General features: G+C 75.3%; 17 protein-coding genes. 9 read left to right on the top strand and 8 right to left on the bottom strand.

Going from position 1 to position 18891, the window contains the following annotated elements; all coding sequences use genetic code 11:
• Nucleotides 1-13 precede the first annotated feature (13 nt).
• The gene (locus tag ACZ3IL_RS27800; RefSeq protein WP_467394683.1) at nt 14-847 is read left to right on the top strand and encodes an alpha/beta fold hydrolase; all 834 of its coding nucleotides are present in this window, start codon (nt 14-16) and stop codon (nt 845-847) included.
• Nucleotides 848-859: 12 nt separating this feature from the next.
• Here the strand turns inward: ACZ3IL_RS27800 and paaK are convergent, their stop codons facing one another.
• Nucleotides 860-2170, bottom strand: a complete 1311-nt coding sequence (paaK, locus tag ACZ3IL_RS27795; RefSeq protein WP_467394681.1) for a phenylacetate--CoA ligase PaaK — start codon at nt 2168-2170, stop codon at nt 860-862.
• 223 nt (nt 2171-2393) lie between these two features.
• Between paaK and ACZ3IL_RS27790 the strand changes: the two genes are divergently transcribed.
• Nucleotides 2394-3170, top strand: a complete 777-nt coding sequence (locus ACZ3IL_RS27790; protein WP_467394679.1) for a GNAT family N-acetyltransferase — start codon at nt 2394-2396, stop codon at nt 3168-3170.
• 58 nt (nt 3171-3228) lie between these two features.
• Here ACZ3IL_RS27790 and ACZ3IL_RS27785 read toward each other — a convergent pair whose 3' ends face one another.
• Nucleotides 3229-4044 carry a pentapeptide repeat-containing protein gene (locus ACZ3IL_RS27785; protein WP_467394677.1) on the bottom strand — a complete coding sequence of 272 codons (816 nt, stop codon included), beginning with the start codon at nt 4042-4044 and terminating at the stop codon, nt 3229-3231.
• Nucleotides 4045-4421: 377 nt separating this feature from the next.
• Here ACZ3IL_RS27785 and ACZ3IL_RS27780 point away from each other — a divergent pair, with 377 nt between their 5' ends.
• A complete protein-coding gene (locus ACZ3IL_RS27780) occupies nt 4422-4922 on the top strand; it encodes a hypothetical protein (protein ID WP_467394675.1) in 501 nt (166 codons plus the stop codon).
• Nucleotides 4923-4939: 17 nt separating this feature from the next.
• Complete coding sequence (locus ACZ3IL_RS27775) at nt 4940-5305, top strand: RNA-binding S4 domain-containing protein (protein ID WP_467394673.1); 366 nt, start codon at nt 4940-4942, stop codon at nt 5303-5305.
• A gap of 88 nt (nt 5306-5393) precedes the next feature.
• Here ACZ3IL_RS27775 and ACZ3IL_RS27770 read toward each other — a convergent pair whose 3' ends face one another.
• The 3 genes from ACZ3IL_RS27770 to ACZ3IL_RS27760 form a co-directional block, all read right to left on the bottom strand.
• Nucleotides 5394-7589 (bottom strand): terpene synthase family protein, encoded by a 2196-nt coding sequence (locus tag ACZ3IL_RS27770; RefSeq protein WP_467394671.1) that lies wholly within the window; start codon nt 7587-7589, stop codon nt 5394-5396.
• Nucleotides 7590-7748: 159 nt separating this feature from the next.
• Nucleotides 7749-9716, bottom strand: a complete 1968-nt coding sequence (locus ACZ3IL_RS27765; RefSeq protein WP_467394669.1) for an N-acetylmuramoyl-L-alanine amidase — start codon at nt 9714-9716, stop codon at nt 7749-7751.
• Nucleotides 9717-10022: 306 nt separating this feature from the next.
• Nucleotides 10023-11150, bottom strand: coding sequence for an aminoglycoside phosphotransferase family protein (locus ACZ3IL_RS27760; protein WP_467394667.1), 1128 nt, complete (start codon nt 11148-11150; stop codon nt 10023-10025).
• A gap of 231 nt (nt 11151-11381) precedes the next feature.
• Between ACZ3IL_RS27760 and ACZ3IL_RS27755 the strand changes: the two genes are divergently transcribed.
• The gene (locus ACZ3IL_RS27755) at nt 11382-12875 is read left to right on the top strand and encodes a DNA-binding protein NsdB (RefSeq protein ID WP_467394666.1); all 1494 of its coding nucleotides are present in this window, start codon (nt 11382-11384) and stop codon (nt 12873-12875) included.
• 108 nt (nt 12876-12983) lie between these two features.
• On the opposite strand, the gene ACZ3IL_RS27750 is transcribed toward ACZ3IL_RS27755, so the two are convergent.
• Nucleotides 12984-14462 (bottom strand): PP2C family protein-serine/threonine phosphatase, encoded by a 1479-nt coding sequence (locus tag ACZ3IL_RS27750; RefSeq protein WP_467394664.1) that lies wholly within the window; start codon nt 14460-14462, stop codon nt 12984-12986.
• Nucleotides 14463-14815: 353 nt separating this feature from the next.
• Between ACZ3IL_RS27750 and ACZ3IL_RS27745 the strand changes: the two genes are divergently transcribed.
• Together ACZ3IL_RS27745 and ACZ3IL_RS27740 are read left to right on the top strand one after the other, a co-directional pair.
• Nucleotides 14816-15355 carry a GNAT family N-acetyltransferase gene (locus ACZ3IL_RS27745; RefSeq protein WP_467394662.1) on the top strand — a complete coding sequence of 180 codons (540 nt, stop codon included), beginning with the start codon at nt 14816-14818 and terminating at the stop codon, nt 15353-15355.
• Nucleotides 15356-15631: 276 nt separating this feature from the next.
• A complete protein-coding gene (locus ACZ3IL_RS27740) occupies nt 15632-16600 on the top strand; it encodes a carbohydrate kinase family protein (protein ID WP_467394660.1) in 969 nt (322 codons plus the stop codon).
• Here the strand turns inward: ACZ3IL_RS27740 and ACZ3IL_RS27735 are convergent.
• A complete protein-coding gene (locus ACZ3IL_RS27735) occupies nt 16591-16959 on the bottom strand; it encodes a hypothetical protein (protein WP_467394658.1) in 369 nt (122 codons plus the stop codon). The two genes, ACZ3IL_RS27740 and ACZ3IL_RS27735, sit on opposite strands and share 10 nt — an antisense overlap.
• A 214-nt stretch (nt 16960-17173) precedes the next feature.
• On the opposite strand from ACZ3IL_RS27735, the gene ACZ3IL_RS27730 reads away from it, so the two are divergent.
• Nucleotides 17174-17875 (top strand): RraA family protein, encoded by a 702-nt coding sequence (locus ACZ3IL_RS27730; protein ID WP_467394656.1) that lies wholly within the window; start codon nt 17174-17176, stop codon nt 17873-17875.
• 19 nt (nt 17876-17894) lie between these two features.
• On the opposite strand, the gene ACZ3IL_RS27725 is transcribed toward ACZ3IL_RS27730, so the two are convergent.
• Nucleotides 17895-18332 carry an OsmC family protein gene (locus ACZ3IL_RS27725; protein ID WP_467394654.1) on the bottom strand — a complete coding sequence of 146 codons (438 nt, stop codon included), beginning with the start codon at nt 18330-18332 and terminating at the stop codon, nt 17895-17897.
• Between the two features lie 188 nt (nt 18333-18520).
• Between ACZ3IL_RS27725 and ACZ3IL_RS27720 the strand changes: the two genes are divergently transcribed.
• Entirely contained in the window at nt 18521-18817 is a 297-nt protein-coding gene (locus ACZ3IL_RS27720; RefSeq protein ID WP_467394652.1) for a hypothetical protein, read from the top strand.
• Nucleotides 18818-18891 lie beyond the last annotated feature (74 nt).

Genomic DNA, 18891 nt, shown 5'->3' with positions numbered 1-18891 from the left:
CCCGGCGAGAGGAATGCCCGTGTCCCCGTCCGCCTTCGACCTCGCCTACGACGAACTCCGCGCCCGCTGGCCCGGGTCCACCGAGGAACGGGACGTCGCCACCCCGTACGGGCCCACCCGGGTCCACGTCTGCGGACCGGCGGACGGTCCTCCGCTGGTGCTGCTGCCCGGCGGTTCCGCCACCGGACTGGTCTGGTTCGCCAACGCGCACGCCCTCGGCGAACGGTACCGGGTCCACGCGGTCGACCTCCTGGGCGACGCCGGACGCACCGAACGCCGGGGCCGGCCCCTGAAGGGCGCCGACGACCTGACGGCCTGGCTGGACGCGCTCCTGGACGGCCTCGCCCTCACCCGTACGCACCTGTGCGGCCATTCGTACGGCGCCTGGCTGGCCACCCGGTACGCGCTGCGCGCGCCGGAGCGGGTCGACCGCCTCGCCCTCGTCGACCCCACCCAGGTCTTCGCCGGGTTCCGCCCCGGCTACCTGCTGCGCGCCCTGCCCGTCCTGGTCCGCCCCGGCGAGGCCCGCGCCCGTGCCTTCCTGGCCTGGGAGACGGCGGGCACCCGCCCGGACGAGACCTGGCAGCGCCTCTACGCGCTGGCCTCCACCGTCCCCGGCCGCAAGCTCGTCGCCGGGGGCCGGCCCCGGGCCGCCGGCCTGGGCATGCCGGTCCTGGTCGTACTGGCGGAGCGCAGCCGCGCCCACGACGCCGCCGCGGTCGCCGCCCGGGTCCGCCGCGTGCTTCCGCGCGCCGAGGTGGCCCTCCTTCCCGGGGCCACCCACCACTCCCTGCCGCTCACCGTGCCGGAGCCGCTCGACGCGCGCCTGACCGGCTTCCTGGGCTGACGGCGGCGGGCGTCACGGCCGCGCGGGCTCGCCCCGGCCGGACGCCCGCAGGTCCACGATCCTCCTGATCTTGCCCACCGACCGCTCCAGCGTCCCGGGATCGACCACCTCGACCTCCACCGACACCCCGATCCCGTCCTTGACCGCCGCCGCGACGGCCCGGGCCGCCTCCGCCCGCTCCCCGCCCGTCGCGTCCGCCCGGGCCTCGACCCGTACGGTCAGGGCGTCGAGCCGGCCCTCCCGCGTCAGCCGGAGCTGGAAGTGCGGGGCCAGGCCCGGGGTGCGGAGCACGACCTCCTCGATCTGGGTGGGGAAGAGGTTCACCCCGCGCAGGACGATCATGTCGTCGCTGCGCCCGGTGACCCTCTCCATCCGCCGGAACGCCCGCGCGGTCCCCGGCAGCAGCCGGGTCAGGTCCCGGGTCCGGTAGCGGATCACCGGCATGGCCTCCTTGGTGAGCGAGGTGAAGACCAGTTCCCCCTTCTCCCCGTCCGGCAGCACCTCGCCCGTGAAGGGGTCCACGACCTCCGGATAGAAGTGGTCCTCCCAGATGTGCGGGCCGTCCTTGGTCTCCACGCACTCCTGTGCCACGCCCGGCCCCATCACCTCCGACAGGCCGTAGATGTCGACCGCGTCGATCGCGAACCGCTCCTCGATCTCCGCGCGCATCCCCTCCGTCCACGGTTCCGCCCCGAAGACGCCCACCTTCAGGGAGGTCGACCGGGGGTCCACGCCCTGCCGCTCGAACTCGTCGAGGAGCGTCAGCATGTACGAGGGGGTCACCATGATCACGTCGGGCCGGAGGTCCTGGACGAGCCGCACCTGCCGGGCCGTCATCCCGCCCGAGGCGGGGATCACCGTACAGCCGAGGCGTTCCGCGCCGTAGTGGGCGCCGAGCCCGCCGGTGAACAGGCCGTACCCGTAGGCCACGTGCACCTTGTGCCCGGGGCGCACCCCGGCGGCGCGCAGGGAGCGGGCCACCACGTCCGCCCAGACGTCCAGGTCGCCGTCGGTGTAGCCGACGACGGTGGGCAGGCCGGTGGTGCCGCTGGAGGCGTGGACGCGCCGGACGCGGGACCCGTCGACGGCGAACATGCCGAAGGGGTACTGGTCGCGCAGGTCCGACTTGACGGTGAAGGGGAAGCGGGCCAGGTCCGCGAGCGTACGGCAGTCGTCCGGGGTCACTCCGGCCGCGTCGAAGGAGCGGCGGTAGAACTCCACGTTCCCGTACGCGTGGCGCAGGGTCGCGCGCAGCCGCTCCAGCTGGAGGGCCTCCAGCGCCTCGCGCCCGAGCCGTTCGCCGCTGTCCAGCAGTTCCGTCATGCGCCGCTCCTCCGCGTTCCCCGATCTGCCGACCGATCATTCGGTAGATCTGCTCCGGGTCAGTAAAACCGGAGGAACGGGGGGCTTGGCAAGGGGCCGCGCACGAGGAACCGGCGACCGGGCCCGGCACCCCGGGCCCCGGCGGGGCCCCACCGGGGCACCGCCACCCGCCCCCGTCCCAAACCCGTTGCCGGACCCCGGCGGGGGTGCTGGAGTGACCGCCATGGAATCCCAGCACCTCCGCGACCTGTACGACCTCCGGATGCGCCGCGGGGCCCGCCCCGACGGGCCCGGCTGCCGCGTCGAACACGCCGGGGGCGTCGTCCGCCAGACCGGCCCCGCCCACGCGTGGAACGGCGTCCTCTGGTCCGGTCTCGACGCCTCCACCGCGGACGCCGCCGTCGCCGCGCAGATCGGCCACTACCGGGCCGCCGGCCTGTCCTTCGAGTGGAAGCTGTACGCGCACGACACCCCCGTCGGCCTCGGGGACCGGCTGCGCGCGGCGGGCTTCACCGCCGGGCCCCCCGAGACCCTGATGGTCGCCGAGGCGGCAGCCCTGCCCCGGGAGGTCCCCCTGCCCGAAGGCGTCGAACTCCGCACCGTCACCGACGGGACCGGCGTGCGCCAGGTGGTCGAGGTCCACGAACGCGCCTTCGGCACCGACAGCGCCCACATCGGCCGTCGGCTCCTGGACCGGCTCGCGGCCGATCCCGGCGCCGTCGCCGCCGTCGTCGCCCTCGCGGACGGCGAACCGGTGAGCGCGGCCCGCCTCGAACTCTTCCCCGGCACCGATTTCGCCGGCCTCTGGGGCGGCGGCACCGTCGAGGAGTGGCGCGGCCGGGGCCTCTACCGGGCCCTCGTCTCCTACCGCGCCCGCGTCGCCGCCGCCCACGGCCACCGCTACGTCCAGGTCGACGCGGCGGACACCAGCCGCCCGATCCTGCTGCGCCTCGGTTTCCGGCCGCTGACCACCACGACGCCGTACACCTACGAGGTCTGAACGCCGGGCGCCCGCCCCGTCCCGGCCTTCCGGCGCGCCGGAAGGCCGGTCCCGGCCCTCAGGCCTTCCAGTGCCCGGGACGTTCGAAGCCCGCCGGGAGGCGGGTGGCGGCGTCGCCCCGGGCCGCGTTCAGCTGGGGCTGCGTGAGGAAGAGGGCGTCCGTCAGGTCCGCCCCCGACAGGTCGGCGTCCCGCAGGTCGGCGCCGATCAGGTCGGCCAGCGTCAGATCGGCCCCGGTCAGGTCGGCGGCGATGAGCAGCGCCCCGCGCAGGTCCGCGCCCCGCAGGGCCGCCCCGCGCAGCCGCCTGCCGATCAGGTCCGCCCCGCGCCGGCTCTTCGGCCGGCCGCCCGCCGTGGCGCGGACCAGCTCGCTCGTCCTGAGCAGCAGCGGGTTCACCCCGGCCCGCACGGCGGCCACGTCCAGTTCCTCCAGCTCCTCCGGCGTGCCCTCCGCGAACGCCTCGACGCGGGCGAGCGCCGCCCGCACCTCCGCGTGGACGGGCCGGGCGGCCCGGAGCTCCAGGGCCTCCGTGAGGTAGCGCAGCAGCTCGTGGAGCTGGCGCACCACCGGGAACACCTCGTACATCTGCCGGGCCGTCTCCGGCGCCTCGCGCCACGAGACGCCGCCGAAGGTCACTTGGGACACCCGCTGGCCCGCGCCGAAGCAGTCGTACACCGTGCAGCCCTGGAAGCCGCTCGGCCGCAGCCGGGCGTGGACGCCGCAGCGGAAGTCCTCCGCGAGGTTCCGGCAGGGCTCGCCGGAGGTTTTGTCCACGGCGAAGTCCGCCGACCTGGCGAAGGGCAGGGCCACGCAGCACAGCCCGAAGCAGTTCGCGCAGTCACCGCGCAGGGCGGATTCTCGGTTGTCGGGCACGGTGGAACGATTCCTCGGGGAGTCGGGAGGGCCGGGGCGGCCCCCACCGTATCGCGCGGCGCTCCCGGCGAGATCCGTTCCCGGCGTCCGTCCCGTCACGATCGGGGCCGGGCACCTCGCCCGCGCCGCGAGCCCGGCCGAACACCCGCCCGCCCGGAGGGGGTTCGGGCACCACGGCCGCCGCCCGCGCCGTCCGCGCGCCGCGCGCCCCGGTCCTCCGTGCCGGGGGCGCGGCCCCGTGCCCGGCCGCCGCCCCGGCACGGAGCCGCACCCTCCGGTACGGCGGTCCCTCCCGCGTCCGGGCCGCCGCCCGGGTGACCCCCGACCGGCCCCGCCCGACGCGTCGCGCCACGCCCCGGGGCACGTACCATGGCCGTATGTCCTTCCTCCGCCGCCGCAGCGCCGCCACACCCGCGGGCCCGGACTTCGACGTCCTGGCCATGGACCCGGGAGACTGGCCCGGCAATCTCGGCGCCGGTCTGCTGCCCGCGCCCGACGGCACCTGCCAGGGAGTGTTCCTCCGGTACGACCTGTTCGGCGGCCGCGGTCCCGCGATGATCATCGGCAACCTGCCGGAGGGCTCCCCGGCGCGCGAGCTCGCGGACGGCCAGATCCCCTTCGAGGTGGCGCAGCTCCTCGCCGCCCTGGAGAACGACGAGCCGGTCGAGGTGGTCGACACCGAGGACGTCCCGGTCATGCAGGGCGACAACCTCCTCATCGTGCGCCGCCTCAAGCTCTCCGAGAGCCGCATCTCCTGCGTCCAGTTCGACCGCAGCGACAACGTCCTGGTGACGATCGCCAGTTGGGACCGGCCGATCACCGACGACCTGTACGCGCTGCTCAAGCCGCTGCCGGCCGAACTGTTCCAGCAGGGCTGACCGGGGGAGCGGGGCCGATGAGTGCGCGCGTCGACAGCTGGATCTGGGCGGTCCGTCTGACCAAGACCCGCTCCCAGGCCGCGGCGGCCTGCCGGGCCGGGCACGTCAAGGTCAACGGCGAACGGGCCAAGCCCTCCCAGCCGGTGAAGCCCGGTGACGAGGTCCGGCTCTTCCACGGCGGCCGGGAACGGATCGTCGAGGTCAAGGAGCTGCACACCAAGCGGATCGGCCCGCCGGTCGCCGCCGAGGCGTACGTCGACAACAGTCCGCCCCCGCCGCCGCGCGAGCACGTCGCGGTCGCCGCCGTGCGCGACCGGGGCGCCGGGCGACCCACCAAGCGCGAGCGCCGCGAACTCGACGAACTGCGCGGCCGCCGCCCCTGAGGAGCGCCCGGCCCCGCCCCGCCGGACGGAGCCCTAACCCGTCGCGGGGCGGCCCCGGAGAGGACTCCCGGGGCCGCCCCGTGTCGTGTCAGCGGCGCACGGAGCCGAGCAGTTCCGTCACCCGCGCGGCCGAGGTCCCCAGCCCCTTCGGCCCGTGCCGCAGCAGCGTCGTCCCGGCGCCCGAGTGCACGTCCTCGGCACGGTAACGCCGCACCCCCCGGTGCCAGTTGAGGATGCCGGCGAGCCAGTCCTCCAGCTCCCGCAGATACGCGCCGAAGGCCTCCCTGCCCTCCGCGTCGAGCCCGAAGTCCTCGTAGAGCAGCGGCACTTCGTGCTTCTTGACGTGCTCGTACTGGCGCAGACGGCCCCGCATCAGGTCGTCCACCATGGCGACCGCCGTCGGGTAGTCGCAGTCGAAGAACTTCTGGAGCACCAGGACGCCGTTGTGCACCTCCCCCTCGACCTCGATCTCCTTCTGGTACGAGAAGAGGTCGTTGAGGAGCGTCGCGTAGTCCATCACCGACCGCTCCAGGGCGCGCACCGTGCCCGTCCGGTAGAGGGCGGGCGGCAGCACGTCGGCGTGCCGCAGCCGGCAGAGCAGGGTGGTCAGCTCCGAACCGAAGGTGGAGCGCCGCATCTCGATGTAGTCGACCGGGTCGGGCACCCGGTGCTGCGCCTGGTTGTGCAACTCCCACAGCCAGCTGTCCAGCATGGCGTCGAGCGCGTACCGCAGCTGGCCGCGCGCCTCCGGCGTCATCGGACCGGCCGTCCGCGCCCAGAGGTCGGCCAGCGAGCGTTCCAGCGGGTTGACGGCGAGCGCCGCCCCCAGCGCCGGGTCCTCCAGCGGCATGCAGGCCTTGAACCGTTCGGTCTGCTCCTTCGCGCCGGTCAGGTCGCGCGGCCGGCCGAAGACCATCGGGTAGTAGTCGTCCCCGTACGTCCCCCAGATGAGCCACTCGGAGCTGAGTTCGAGCTCCTCCGGGGTGGCGTCGGGGTCGAGCCCCGCCGCGCAGAGCGCCAGGTCGAAGCCGTCCAGCATCGGACGGTCCCAGAGGAAGTCCAGGAGCCCCATCCGTTCGGCCCAGTCCTCCGAGAGCCGCTTCGCCTCCCGGTGGTGCGGGCTGAGCGTCAGCGGGTACGGCAGGTCGAACTCCGGCAGCAGCGAGGGCCCCACGTACTGGTGGGGCACGTGGGTGAGCGTCCGCAGCCGGGAGGCCGCCGGACGCCCGAAGAGGTTCCGGACGTCCAGGGCGGAGGTGCCGATGACCCCGTCCAGGTGCGCGGCCCCGCCGACCATGCCCTCGTTCATGTACCGGCTGGAGCGCATGTGCCACTCGTGGCCGCCGGACTGCCAGTCCTGGAGGCCCTTCGCGTAGGCCGCGACGGCCGCGCACTCCGCCGGCGAGAGGCCCTTCTCGGCGGCGAGCAGCGGCACTTCGGTGAGGGCCGTGTTCTCGAACTGCTGGAGCCGCGAGGTCAGCAGGTCGTTGACCGCGTTCGCCGCCTCCTGCGTCGTGCAGCCGAGGAACCGCTCCAGGACCAGGACGCCGTTGCTGTTCTCGCCCTCGTCCTCCACCTCGCGCTGGTACGAGAAGAGGTCGTTGCGCAGGTGCACGGCGTCCGAGAAGGTGTCCCGCAGCACGCACAGCGGCCGGGAGCGCGCCACCCGGTCCGGGACCTCCGCCCCCGCCGCGTACTCGACGAGCCCCGCCGACCAGGGCGCGCCGCCCACCTTGCGGCGCATCTCGATGTACTCGACGGGATTGGCGACGCGCCCCTCGTTGATGTTGTCGAGCTCCCACAGCGACTCGTACAGCAGGTGCTCCGTGGCCTCCGCGAACCGTGTCCGCCAGCCGTCGGACATCGAGGGCACGGTCCGCAGCCACAGGTCCGCGAGCCCCGCCTCGACCGGGTTGGCCGGCTCGGGCGCGGCGGCCGGGTCGGCCGGCATGAACAGCGGCAGCCGGTCCAGGTAGGCCTTGCCGCCCTCCCGGTCCTGGGAGCGCTTGAAGGTCTCCAGGAAGTGGTCGTCGAAGAAGAAGACCCAGGTGTACCAGTCGGTGACGAGGTTGAGCGCGTCCTCGTCGCAGTCGGGGTGGGTGTAGGCGCAGAGCAGCGCGTAGTCGTGGGCCTGGAGGTCGTGTTCCTCCCAGATCCCCGAGCCCTCCAGCATCCCCATCTCCCTCGCCCAGTCACGCGTGTGCGTACGGGCGGCCTCGACATGGGGGTTGAGGCGTGCCGGATACGGAACGTAGAAATCCGGCATGACGAAGGGCTGTGGCATGTGCGGGGGTGCCTTCCGGTGTGCGAGGGGTCCGACCGGCCCAGCCTTACCCCTCGTCCGCACGGCGCGCGCGGTCTCCCGAATAGTCGTATGAACGGGGACGGGGTGGCGCCGGACCCGGCGTCCGGCACCACCCCGCGACTTTCGGCCGCCTTCCCGCTAGAGCCGGAAAACCCGCACGTCAGCCGCCTTCACAAAGGCGACCCGATGGCCGAACTGGATCTCGTAGTACTCCTCCTGGCCCCGGACGACCCGGTGCCCGGAAGTATCGAACGTCGGAGCGAAGAAGTACTCGCCCGGGACGCGGTCACCCACCACGTACCGCTGACCGGCGAGAAGCCTGTACGGCAGCGGTGAGACCGCCTGCACCGGCACGCCCGCCGGATAGGCCGAGGCCTCCGGATAGGCCCGCCCGTACACCGGCACCTCCGTGAGGCCCGGACGCGGGGTGAGGACGAGTCCCCGCGCGTTCACCGCCGCCGGCCGCCGGCGCGGATCGTGGAACCACGCCTTCTGCCCGAGGTACCAGACCGCCGTCCAGTCGCCCCGGCGCTCCGCCACCGCGAAGCTCTGCCCCGTCGAGGCACGCGCCCCGGTGTCGTTGACACCGGTCGTGGAGTCCTCGCCGCCCGGCCTCAGCCCGACGTCCTTCACCAGCGGCGCGTCGGCGCTCGGCGCGGTGTGCAGCCGCACCGCCCCGCTGCCGTGCGGCGCGCACGCCTCCCCGGCCTTCGCGCAGCCCGTGTAGACCGGCCGGTGGGCGTCGTAGTCGGGCCGGATCGTCACCACGCCCGCGCGCGGACCCGCGCTCGGGACGATCGGACGGCCGAGCAGCCGGAAGTAGTGCGCCCAGTCCCAGTACGGGCCCGGGTCCGTGTGCATGCCCCTGATCGAGGACGTCACCGTGCCCGGCACGTTGTCGTGGCCCAGGACGTGCTGCCGGTCCAGCGGGATGCCGTACCGGCCGGCGAGGTACCGCACGAGCCGCGCCGACGACCGGTACATGGCCTCCGTGTACCAGGAGTCCGGCGCGGTCAGGAACCCCTCGTGCTCCAGGCCCACCGACTTGGCGTTCACGAACCAGTTGCCCGCGTGCCAGCCGACGTCCTTCAGCGACAGGTGCTGCGCGACGTGCCCGTCGGAGGAGCGCAGCGAGTACTGCCACGACACGTACGCCGGGTCCCGCACCAGGTCCAGGGTGACGTCCCAGGTGGCCTCGGTGTCGTGGATCACGATGTAGTCGACGGACTGGGAGACGGGCCGGTCCGCCTTGTCGTGGTTGCCGTAGTCGCCGTCGCCGAACTCCTCGTACGGCGCGGGGACCCACTCGCAGGCCACCGTCCGCGGGCACTCCACCGGCCCGCCGGCGGGCCGGCGCAGGCCCAGGGCCCCCACCTGCTCCGTGGCGGGCGCGACCGACGGATCGGCCCGGAGCGTCACCACCTGTCCGCTGTCCGTCGTCCGCGTCTCCCCGGACCTGATCACGCCGAACACGTCGTCGGCGTACGTCGTCGCCGTCGCCGAGTCGTCCGCGCCGGAGTACCGCGCCACCGCCCCGTACCAGCCGGCCGGGTCCGTGCTCGCGGGCAGCCCGGCCTCCCGCTGTGCCGCGGCGAGCAGGGCCGCGCCGCCCTCGATGTTGGCGGCCGTCTCCGTGCGCAGCTCCTCGGCCGGGATGCCGGACAGCGCGGACGCCCGCTCCAGGGTCCGCAGCCGCGCGGGCAGCCGGGAGGGGGAGGGCGCCGGCGCCTCCGTGCGCGCCGGGCGCGAGGAGTCCCCGCGCGCGTCCTCCGTGCCGTCCGAGTGGTGCGGTGCGGCCCGGGTCAGGGCCGTCGCCGCGTCCGTCAGGTGCATCGGCCCGTATCCGCCGGTCACGCTCGGCGCGCCGGCGTGGCCGTCCCACCGCGACTGGAGGTACGAGACCGCGAGCAGCACGCTCTCGGGAACGCCGTGGCGCGCCGCCGCCCGCGCGAACTGCTCCTGGAGGGTGCCGGCCCGGGGGGCGTCGGCCCCGGCGGGCGGCGCGGCGGACAGCAGGGGGAACAGCAGGGCGGCGGACGCCAGGGCGCCCGCCGCCCTGGGGACGCGGATCGGTGACGTACGTCTGCGGGACGCGGAACGGGGCAAGGCGGCCTCCAGGGGCGTGGGGTGACGCGGAGGGGTGCGGGGCCGGACCCGTACAGGGGTATCGGCTCCCGGACGATCCGTCAATCACGCCTGCCGGGAAAGAAGTTCCCACGTCAGAGCGGGGATGGAGGCCGGGCGGCGGACTTTCGCGGAGACGGGCCCCGGGCCTGGGACGCGTCACTGGAGTGGACCACTGGAGGAGGGACGCAGGACGGGGACGGGCGGAGGAGCCGGTGTGCCGTGTCCCGGTGTGTCGGCACCGGGACACGGCACACCGGACCCGTGGGACCGGCCGGACCCGCTTCCTCAGCGCGTCCCGACCGCCGCGCGCACGGCCCGCCGGGCCATGGCGCAGTCGTCGTGCAGCCGCCGCAGCAGCAGCCGCTGTTCCTCGCCGGGGGCGAGCCTCCCCGAGGGCACCGGCACGGTCCCGGCCGGAGGCGCCTCCTTGATGGTGCGCTGCACGGCCGTCTCGTAGGTACGGATCTCCCGCGTCAGCACGATCATCAGGTTCACCAGGAAGGCGTCCCGGGAGGCCGTGCCCGCCCGCTGGGCGTGCCGGCTGATCCGGCGCCGGACCAGGGGCGCGTCGCCGAGCACCGTCCACAGGGTCGCCAGGTCGTACCCGGGCAGGTACCAGCCCGCGTGCTCCCAGTCGACGAGGACCGGCCCCGTCGGGGAGAGCAGGATGTTCGACAGCAGCGCGTCACCGTGGCAGAACTGGCCCACCTCCTGACGGCCGCCCCCCTGCGCCAGGCCGTGCAGCAGCATCTGCAGGTCGTCCCGGTCCCGGTCGGTGAAGAGACCGAGCTCGTGGTAGCGGGCGATCCGGGCGCCGTAGTCCAGCGGGGCGTCGAAGGTGCCGGCCGGCGGCCGCCAGGCGTTGAGCCGGGTGACCGCGTCGAGCACGGCCCGCATGTCGGCGCGGGGCGGGGCCTCGGAGGGGTGGCGCGAAAGGGCGGCCGCCCGTCCGGGCATCCGCTCGATCACCAGCGTGCAGTGCTCCGGGTCCGCGGCGATCAGCCGGGGCACCCGCACCGGCGGACGGTGCCGGACGAAGGTGCGGTAGGAAGCTATTTCGTGACGGAACCGCTCGACCCAGGCGGGGGAGTGGTCCAGTAAACACTTCGCGACCGCCGTGGTCCGCCCGGTCGTCCCGACGATCAGCACGGAACGGCCGCTGCGCCGCAGCACCTGCACCGGCTTGAAGTCCGGACAGATGCGGTGGACCGAGGCGATGGCCGTCTTCAGCCGCGCCCCCTGGGGGCCCGAGAGGTCGATCCTCCCGCTGACCGGCTGGGTGCCGGTGCCGCCGGCCCAGCGCCTCGGCCGGACGGCCTGGGGGACGGGGGCCAGGTACGGCCCGGCGCCCGCCGGGACGACACGGGACTGCGGACGGGGCGGAGCGGACACGGAGGACGATGCTGTGTACATGGGTGACAGATCCCTTCGTGTGCCGACGAGTTGCGTGCGTCGCCCCGCCCGTCCCCGGTCCGCACCCTGGGGAATGAGGTCCGGTCGACGGGGCGGGGTGGCGCGTTCCTACCCGACACCCGGGCGCGGGTGGCGGAACATCGGGCGCACCCTGGCGAACCCTGGCGAATAGTCGCCACCCCCCTGACAGGGGGTTACTGTCAACTCAGCCGAGAACCTGGGGGCTTAGACGTGACCGGAGAAACCAACACCCGCCTGGCGGACCTGTTCGGCCTGGCCGGCTGGTCCAAGGGCGAACTCGCGAGACTCGTCAACCGGCAGGCGGCGGCCATGGGCCACCCCCAGCTGGCGACGGACACCTCGCGGGTGCGGCGGTGGATCGACCGGGGCGAGACCCCGCGCGATCCCGTCCCCCGGGTGCTGGCAGCACTGTTCACCGAGCGACTCGGCCGTGTCGTGACCATCGAGGACCTCGGGTTCGTACGACACGGGAGCGCCGGGAGACGGCAGGACGTCAGGAAGACGGACAACCCTGACCAGTTGCCCTGGCCACCCGATCGTACGGCGGCGGTCCTCACCGAATTCACGGGAATGGACCTCATGCTCAACCGACGCGGCCTGGTGGGCGCGGGTGCCGCGCTTGCCGCCGGCTCCGTACTCAGCAACGCCATGCACGACTGGCTGCAGACCGACCCCGCCCGACCGGGCGACGCTCCGCGTGCCACCGACCCCCTCCACGCCGATCCCGCCGGGTTCGACCGCTACGAGGCCGCTCCCATCGGGGCGGAGGAGATCGACGCCCTGGAGCACTCCGTGCAGGTGTTCCGCGCCTGGGACGCCTCCCGGGGCGGCGGTCTCCAGCGCAAGGCCGTGGTGGGCCAGCTCAACGAGGTGGGCGGCATGCTCGCCTACCGCCACGCCGACCACCTCCAGCGGCGCCTGTGGGGCGTCGCCGCCAACCTCGCCGTCCTCGCGGGCTGGATGTCCCACGACGTGGGCCTCGAACCCACGGCGCAGAAGTACTTCGTCATCGCGGCCCACGCGGCCCGCGAGAGCGGCGACCGGCCCCGGGCCGGCGAGGCGCTGTCCCGGGCCGCGCGCCAGATGGTGCACCTGGGCCGCCCGGACGAGGCCCTCGACCTGATGAAGCTCGCCAGGACGGGCTCGGGCGGGGAACTGCTGCCCAGGACCCGGGCCATGTTCCACACCATCGAGGCCTGGGCGCAGGCGTCGATGGGCCGGGGACAGGCCATGCGCCGCACCCTCGGCGAGGCCGAGGACCTGTTCGTGTCGGACCGGCGCGACGAGAGGACGCCGGACTGGATGCAGAACTTCGACGAGGCCGACCTGCACGGCATGGAGGCCCTCGCCTACCGCACCCTCGCCGAACACGACCCGGCCGCCGCGATCCCCGCGCAGCGCCACGCCAAGCTGGCGCTCGAACTGCGGCGCGACGGGCACGACCGGTCGAAGCTCTTCGACCGCATCTCCATGGCCTCGGCCTGCTTCATCGCCGACGACCCGGAACAGGCCGACCGGTACGCCCGGCTCGCCCTCACGTCCATGGGGGACACCTCGTCCCACCGGACCTGGGACCGGCTGCGGGAGATGTACCGGCTCACCGGCCAGTACGCCGACTACGCCAGGACCGACGTCCTGCGCGAGGAGATCGAGCTGGCCCTGTCCCGGTCGCCCTCCAACCGTCCGAGGACCGGGCAGGCCTGACCGGCTCCGTCCCGGAACGGGGGGGCGGACGGGGAGAGCGGAAGCACGAAGGACCGCGAGAGACCCCGGACCGGCGCGTGTGCGTCCGGCCGGCCCGCCCGCGCGGCCTCAGCCGCCGACCCGGACCACCATCACGCAGGCGTCGCCCCCGCGCGGCTCCTCGCCGGACTCCTCGATCACCACCCGCATGCCCTCCTGCGCGTCCCGTGCCCCGGTGAGCCGGGGGCCGAGGGCGAGCAGCCGCCGTGTGCCCGCGTCGTCGTCCGCGCCGCCGTCCCGGGCCGGGCCGTCGGTGCGCAGGACGACGAGGTCGCCCGGGAGCAGCCGGGTCTCGGCCTCGCCGTACACGACGCCGCCCGTCGCGCCGAGGAGGACGCCCTCGGGCCGCCGGAGGACGTGCCCCGTCCCGTCGCGGAAGAGCAGCGGGGCGGGGTGGCCGGCCTGCGCCCAGGTCAGGGTCCGGGCGGCGGGGTCGTACCGGCAGCACATCGCGCTGCCGAGCGCGGGCTGCGCGGAGGAGTCCAGGAGCTGGTTGAGGTGGCCCATCAGGGCGGCGGGGCGGATTCCGGCGACGGCCATGCCGCGCAGCGCGCCGAGGAGCATCGCCGTCGAGGAGGCCGCGGTGATCCCGTGGTCCGTCAGGCCGCCCACGGCCAGCAGGGCGTCCCCGTCCGGCAGTGCCAGCGCGTCGTACCAGTCGCCGCCGATCGGTCCGGTGTCCGCGGCCGGAAGGTGGCGCGCGGCCACGTCGAGCGGGGCCGGGCCGCCGTGGGCGAAGCGGAGCGGGCCGTGCCACGGGGGGAGGGCCGCCTCCCGGGGCCCGGCGGCGTCCCGGCGTTCGGTGCGCTCCGCGCGGCGGCTGTGCTCCAGGCCGTCCCGGCTCTCCCTCACCGCCCGTTCGCCGCGCCGCAGTTCGCTGACGTCACGGAGGACGGCCCACATGGAGGCGGTGCAGCCGTCGGCGTCGAGGACGGGCTCGCCGGTCATGTGCACGGTGCGCACCCGTCCGTCCGTTCGTACGATCCGGAACTCCCCGTCGATCGGCTTCCCGTCGATCAGGCAGTCCGTCACCAGTGCCTGGAGGGCGGGCTGGTCCTCGGAGAGGACCGCCGCGGGCATCTCGTCCAGGGACATCGGGCCGTTCTCCCGGGTGCGGCCGAAGATCCGGTACAGCTCCTCGGACCAGCTCACCTCGTCGGTGAGCAGGTTCCACTCGGCGCTGCCGACCCGGGAGAGCAGCGAGCCGGTGCGTGCCGGGACGTCCCGGCCGTACGCGGTGCCGGGAGCGGTCGCGAGGGCCGTGTCGGGGACGGTCCCGGCCTCCTCCCCGGCCCCTCCGGGGGTGCCCGTCACCGGAACCCCGGCCCGTAACTGCCCCAACTGGGCTCCGAGCTGGTCCAGTTGCTGTACCGCGAGGTCGCACAGGGCGCGCTGCCACCGCTGCCGGGGATCGTCCTCGTCCGCCACGGCGTCCCGGCGCACGGCGTCGACCTCGCCGCGCAGGCGGCGGGTCTGCGAGATCAGCGCGTCCACCGCGCCCGGCTCCGGCGGCTGGGCGGGGCGGTCCGCGAACAGAGGGGACGGCATGTCGTACTCCGATACAGGCGCGGCGCGGCCGAGGGGAAGAGGAGGCCCGCGTACGACTGTGGCACAGCCCCGGACGGCCCGTAAGGGATTTGGCAACACTCGATTCGGTGGTGCTCCTGGCATATGCCAAAGGCCCGGCGATTATCGGCCGACCCGGCGCGGGGCGTGGCGGGGAATGGCGGTCCGGGAGACGAAAGGGCCGGTGGGCGCGGGGGCGACGGTCGCGGCGGAGCGGGGGCGGACAAGGGTGCGGCGGCTTCGTCAGCGTGTGCGAGGACGGCCCACGGGTCCGGGGAACGCGCCCGTCCCGGGCCCGGTCCGGCCGTCCGGACCGGGGCTGGGAGGATGGTTCGATGCCCCCTTCACCGACCCCGGCCCAGGACCCGGTCCCGGCGGCGCGGCGGCCGTTCCGCACCGGGCGGCTGCTGCTGCGGCCCGTCCGCGGCGGCGACCTCCCGGCCGTGACGCGGCTGTGGACCGATCCGGACGTACGGCGCCACCTCGGCGGCCCCGTCACCGAGCCCGTCATCCGCATCCGGCAGCGGCGGATCGTCGGGGCGCCCGGCTTCCACGCCGTGATCCGCCCCGAGGACGGAGTCCTGCTGGGCCTGGTCACGGTGGAGGACGGCGGCAGGGGAGGGGAGACGGAGGTCTCGTACCAGTTCCTGCCCGAGCACTGGGGGCGCGGCTACGCCCGCGAGGCGGTCGGCGCGGCCGTCGCGCGGGCCCTGGAGAGCGCGCCGAGCGTGGTCGCGGTCACCCAGGAGGCCAACCACCGCTCCCGCCGGCTCCTGGAGGCCGTCGGCCTGCGGCACGCCGAGACCTTCGTGGAGTGGGAGGCCCACCAGGTCCTGTACCGGCGGCGCTCGGTGCCCCGGCCCGGCACGCGCTGACCCGCGCCGGCCCGCGCACGCCGGGCCGGTCCGCGCACGCCGGGCGAGTCACCGCGCACGCCGGGGCCGGTCCCCGCGTACCGGGCCGGGAGCGGAGGCCCGGGGCCGTTCCCCGCGCGGCCGGGCGGGGAAGGCGGCCGGGAACCGGTCATGATGTGCCGTCGACACGGAACCGGGGCACCCCGCCCCGCCCTTCCCGGTGGCCGCACCGGGCCGGACACCCCCGGCCGCCGGGACGCCCGCGCCCCGGGACACCTACACCAAGGAGCCCTGTCCATGTCCTTCCTGGTGATCGGCGAATGCGTCGCCGACATCGTCCGCGCCCCGGCGGGTTCCGGCGCCGCCGACCGCGTCCACCCGGGCGGCAGCCCCGCCAACGTCGCGTACGGGCTCGCCCGTCTCGGCCGGGACGTCACCCTGCTCACCCAGCTCGCCGACGACCCCGCCGGGCGTCTGATCGGCGACCGTCTGAAGCGCGCGGGCGTACGAGTGGAGACCGGCGGCGCGCCCGCGCGCACCCCGTCGGCGGTCGTCGGGCTCGACGCGCACGGCCGGGCCGCGTACGCCTTCGACATCGCCTGGACGCTGGAGACCGGAGCACCGCCCGGTGAGACGCCCGCCCACGTGCACATCGGTTCGGTCGCCGCCGTCATGGCGCCCGGGGCGGACACCGTCCTCGCCGAGGCCGAACGGTTCCGCGACCGGGCCACGGTCAGTTACGACCCCAACGTGCGGCCCGCGCTGATGGGGGAGCACGGCGGGGCCGTCGCCCGCGTCGAACGCTGTGTCGCCCTCGCGGACCTGGTCAAGGCGAGCGACGAGGACCTGGCCTGGCTGTACCCGGAAGAGGACCCGTACGCCGTCGCGGCCCGCTGGCTGGCCCTGGGCCCGACCGTCGTCCTGGTGACCCGCGGCGCGGCCGGCTCCCTGGCCCTCACCCGGCGCCACGCGGTCACGGCCGGGGCGCCCCCGGCCACGGTCGTCGACACCGTCGGCGCGGGCGACTCGTTCATGTCCGCCGTCCTGGACACCCTGGCCGGACGGGACCGGACGGCCCTCGGCGCCCTCTCCGCCGGCGAGCTGGAGGGGCTGCTCGCGCGGGCCGGGGCGGCGGCGGCCGTGACCGTCTCCCGGGCCGGCGCCCAGCCGCCCGACCGCGCCGAACTGGACGCGGCCCGGAAGTCCGGTGACACCGTGATTTCCTGGCCCGCGACGCCCCCTCCCGGGGCGGACGTTCAGCCGTAGGCGTCGGTCACGCAGTCGACGGCGCACCGCCCGTGCTCGTACCGGCGCCGCAGGGCGGCCGCCGCGTGCCGGCGCTCCACCCCGGAGTACCCGTAGTGGTCCTCGGCCGTCCGCACCACGGCCTCCACGGTGACGATCGCCGGTTCGCCCTCGCCGGCGGCCCGGCGGGCCGCCGCGATCACCCGGTCCGCCGCCCGCTGCAGGTCCCGGGCGTACTCCCGCTGGGCGAAGCGGCGCGCCCGGGAGGCGGCGAACGGCCGCGCGGCCCGGCCCTTCCGCGCCGCCCCGGCGGCGATGAGCGCCACGGCGGGCAGGGCGACGAGGGCCGCTCCCGCCAGGGCGTCGGCGTCCCACCACATCACCGGCCCCCTCCCGCATGGACCCGCCGCCGCGCACGAACCCCACGAGTCTAACGACTGCGTCCGGGACCGGGGCCCGGGCGTGCCGGCCCGGCGGACCGCCCGTCACCCCGCTCCCGGCGGACGGCGCGGCTCCCGGAACACGGCCCGGAACGGGGCGCCGGCCGATAGCATCGCGGACGGCCCGAGTACCCGTCACGGAACGGAACGCCCGATGCTGAAGGACCTCGCCGGCTTCGCCGAACTCTCCACGCCCCTGGTCGCCGACGCCTGCGTACGGCTCGGCGAACCGCTGCGCGCCGCCCCCGCCGGGGTGCTGCCGGTGGCCGACGGGTGGCGGGTCGCCGGACGGGCGCTGCCCGCCCGGCACCACGGGAGCGTCGACGTGTTCCTGGAGGCGCTCACGCGCGCGGAGCCCGGGGACGTCCTCGTCGTCGACAACGCCGGCCGCCGCGACGAGGCCTGCGTCGGGGACCTCGTCGTCCTGGAGGCCGCGGCGGCGGGCGCCGGCGGGGTCGTCGTCTGGGGGCTGCACCGCGACACCCCGGACCTGCTGGAGATCGGGCTGCCCGTCTTCTCCTACGGGCGCCACGCCCCCGGCCCCGTGCGCCTGGACCCCCGGGAGCCGGAGGCGCTGGACTCCGCGCGGTTCGGCGAGCACGAGGTGACCCCGGACGACGTGGTGTTCGCCGACGACGAGGGGGTGCTGTTCGTGGCGGCCGACCGGGCCGGGGCCGTCCTGGAGGCCGCCCGCTCGCTCTTCCGCACCGAGCGGGAACAGGCCCGGCGCGTCAAGGCGGGGGAGACCCTGCGCGACCAGACCCGCTTCGACGCCTATCTGGCGGGCCGGGCCGGGGACCCCTCGTACACCTTCCGGCGGCACCTGCGCCGGATCGGCGGCGCGGTCGAGGAGTGACGGGGCCGGCCGCCGCGGCTCAGCCCTCGAAGCCGACCGTGCCGTCCGGCAGGACCGCCTCGACCCGCGCGCCGTGCTCCACGGTCCGGCTCACCGTGCAGAACTTCTCGTGCGTCAGGCGCACTCCGCGCGCGAACACCTCCGCCGCCTTCGGGTTGCCGTCCGGCAGGTCGAACTCGTAGCTGACCCTGATCCGGCCCACCCGGCCGTCGTCCTCCGGGCCGGAGACCGACTCCACCACGATCCGCAGGTCGTCGTGGTCCACCGCCCGCGCGGTCCGGTCGATCACCAGCCCGCCGCAGCCGCCCATAGCGGCGAGCAGCAGTTCGACCGGGGTGAACGAGGGCTGCGCGCCGGCGTCGTCCGCGGCGGCCATCCGCACCTCCGCGCCCCGTTCGTTGCGGGCGGTCCAGTTCCGGTATCCCGTGCGGACGGTCTCGATCCGGTAGTCGGCCATGGCGGCGGGGCTCCTTCGTGCTCGTACGGTCGCCCGCCCACCGTACGCCGGGACGGAACGGCGGGCCCGCCGTCCGGGCCCGCCCCGCTCCGGGAGGGCCCCGGCGCGGTCGCGTCTGAGTAGCGCGGTACGGCCGGCTGAGTACGCCGGCCGATGCGCCGCCGCCCGCCCGCTGCTGGACTGTCGTCATGACCTCCGAAGCCCGGCGCACCCGCCCCCTCCAGCACGTCACCGCCACCGGCGCGGCCCTCGCGGTGGCCCTCGGACCGGTGGTGGTGGGCGCCCTGCTCGCCCGCTCGGTCGGCGCGGACCCGATGGCCTCCGTCAACGCCCTGATCGCGGGCGGCGGCCAGCGCGCCCGGATCTCCCGCGCCCAGCTCAGGACCGGGGCGGGACTCCGCGGGGGCGCCCGTCTCCGGAGGCGGGCCGGCCTCCGGAGGGACGCCGTCCACCGGGCCCGGCCGAGGACCCGGGAAACCGGCTGACCGCCACGCACGAGGACGGCGGCCCGCCCCCCTCGGGGGCGGGCCGCCGTCCTCGTACGGAAGGAGCCGTGCGG

The organism is Streptomyces sp. NPDC014907 (assembly GCF_055562975.1).
Note: the sequence above shows the minus strand (reverse complement) of the source record. Positions and strands in the feature narration are given on the sequence as shown.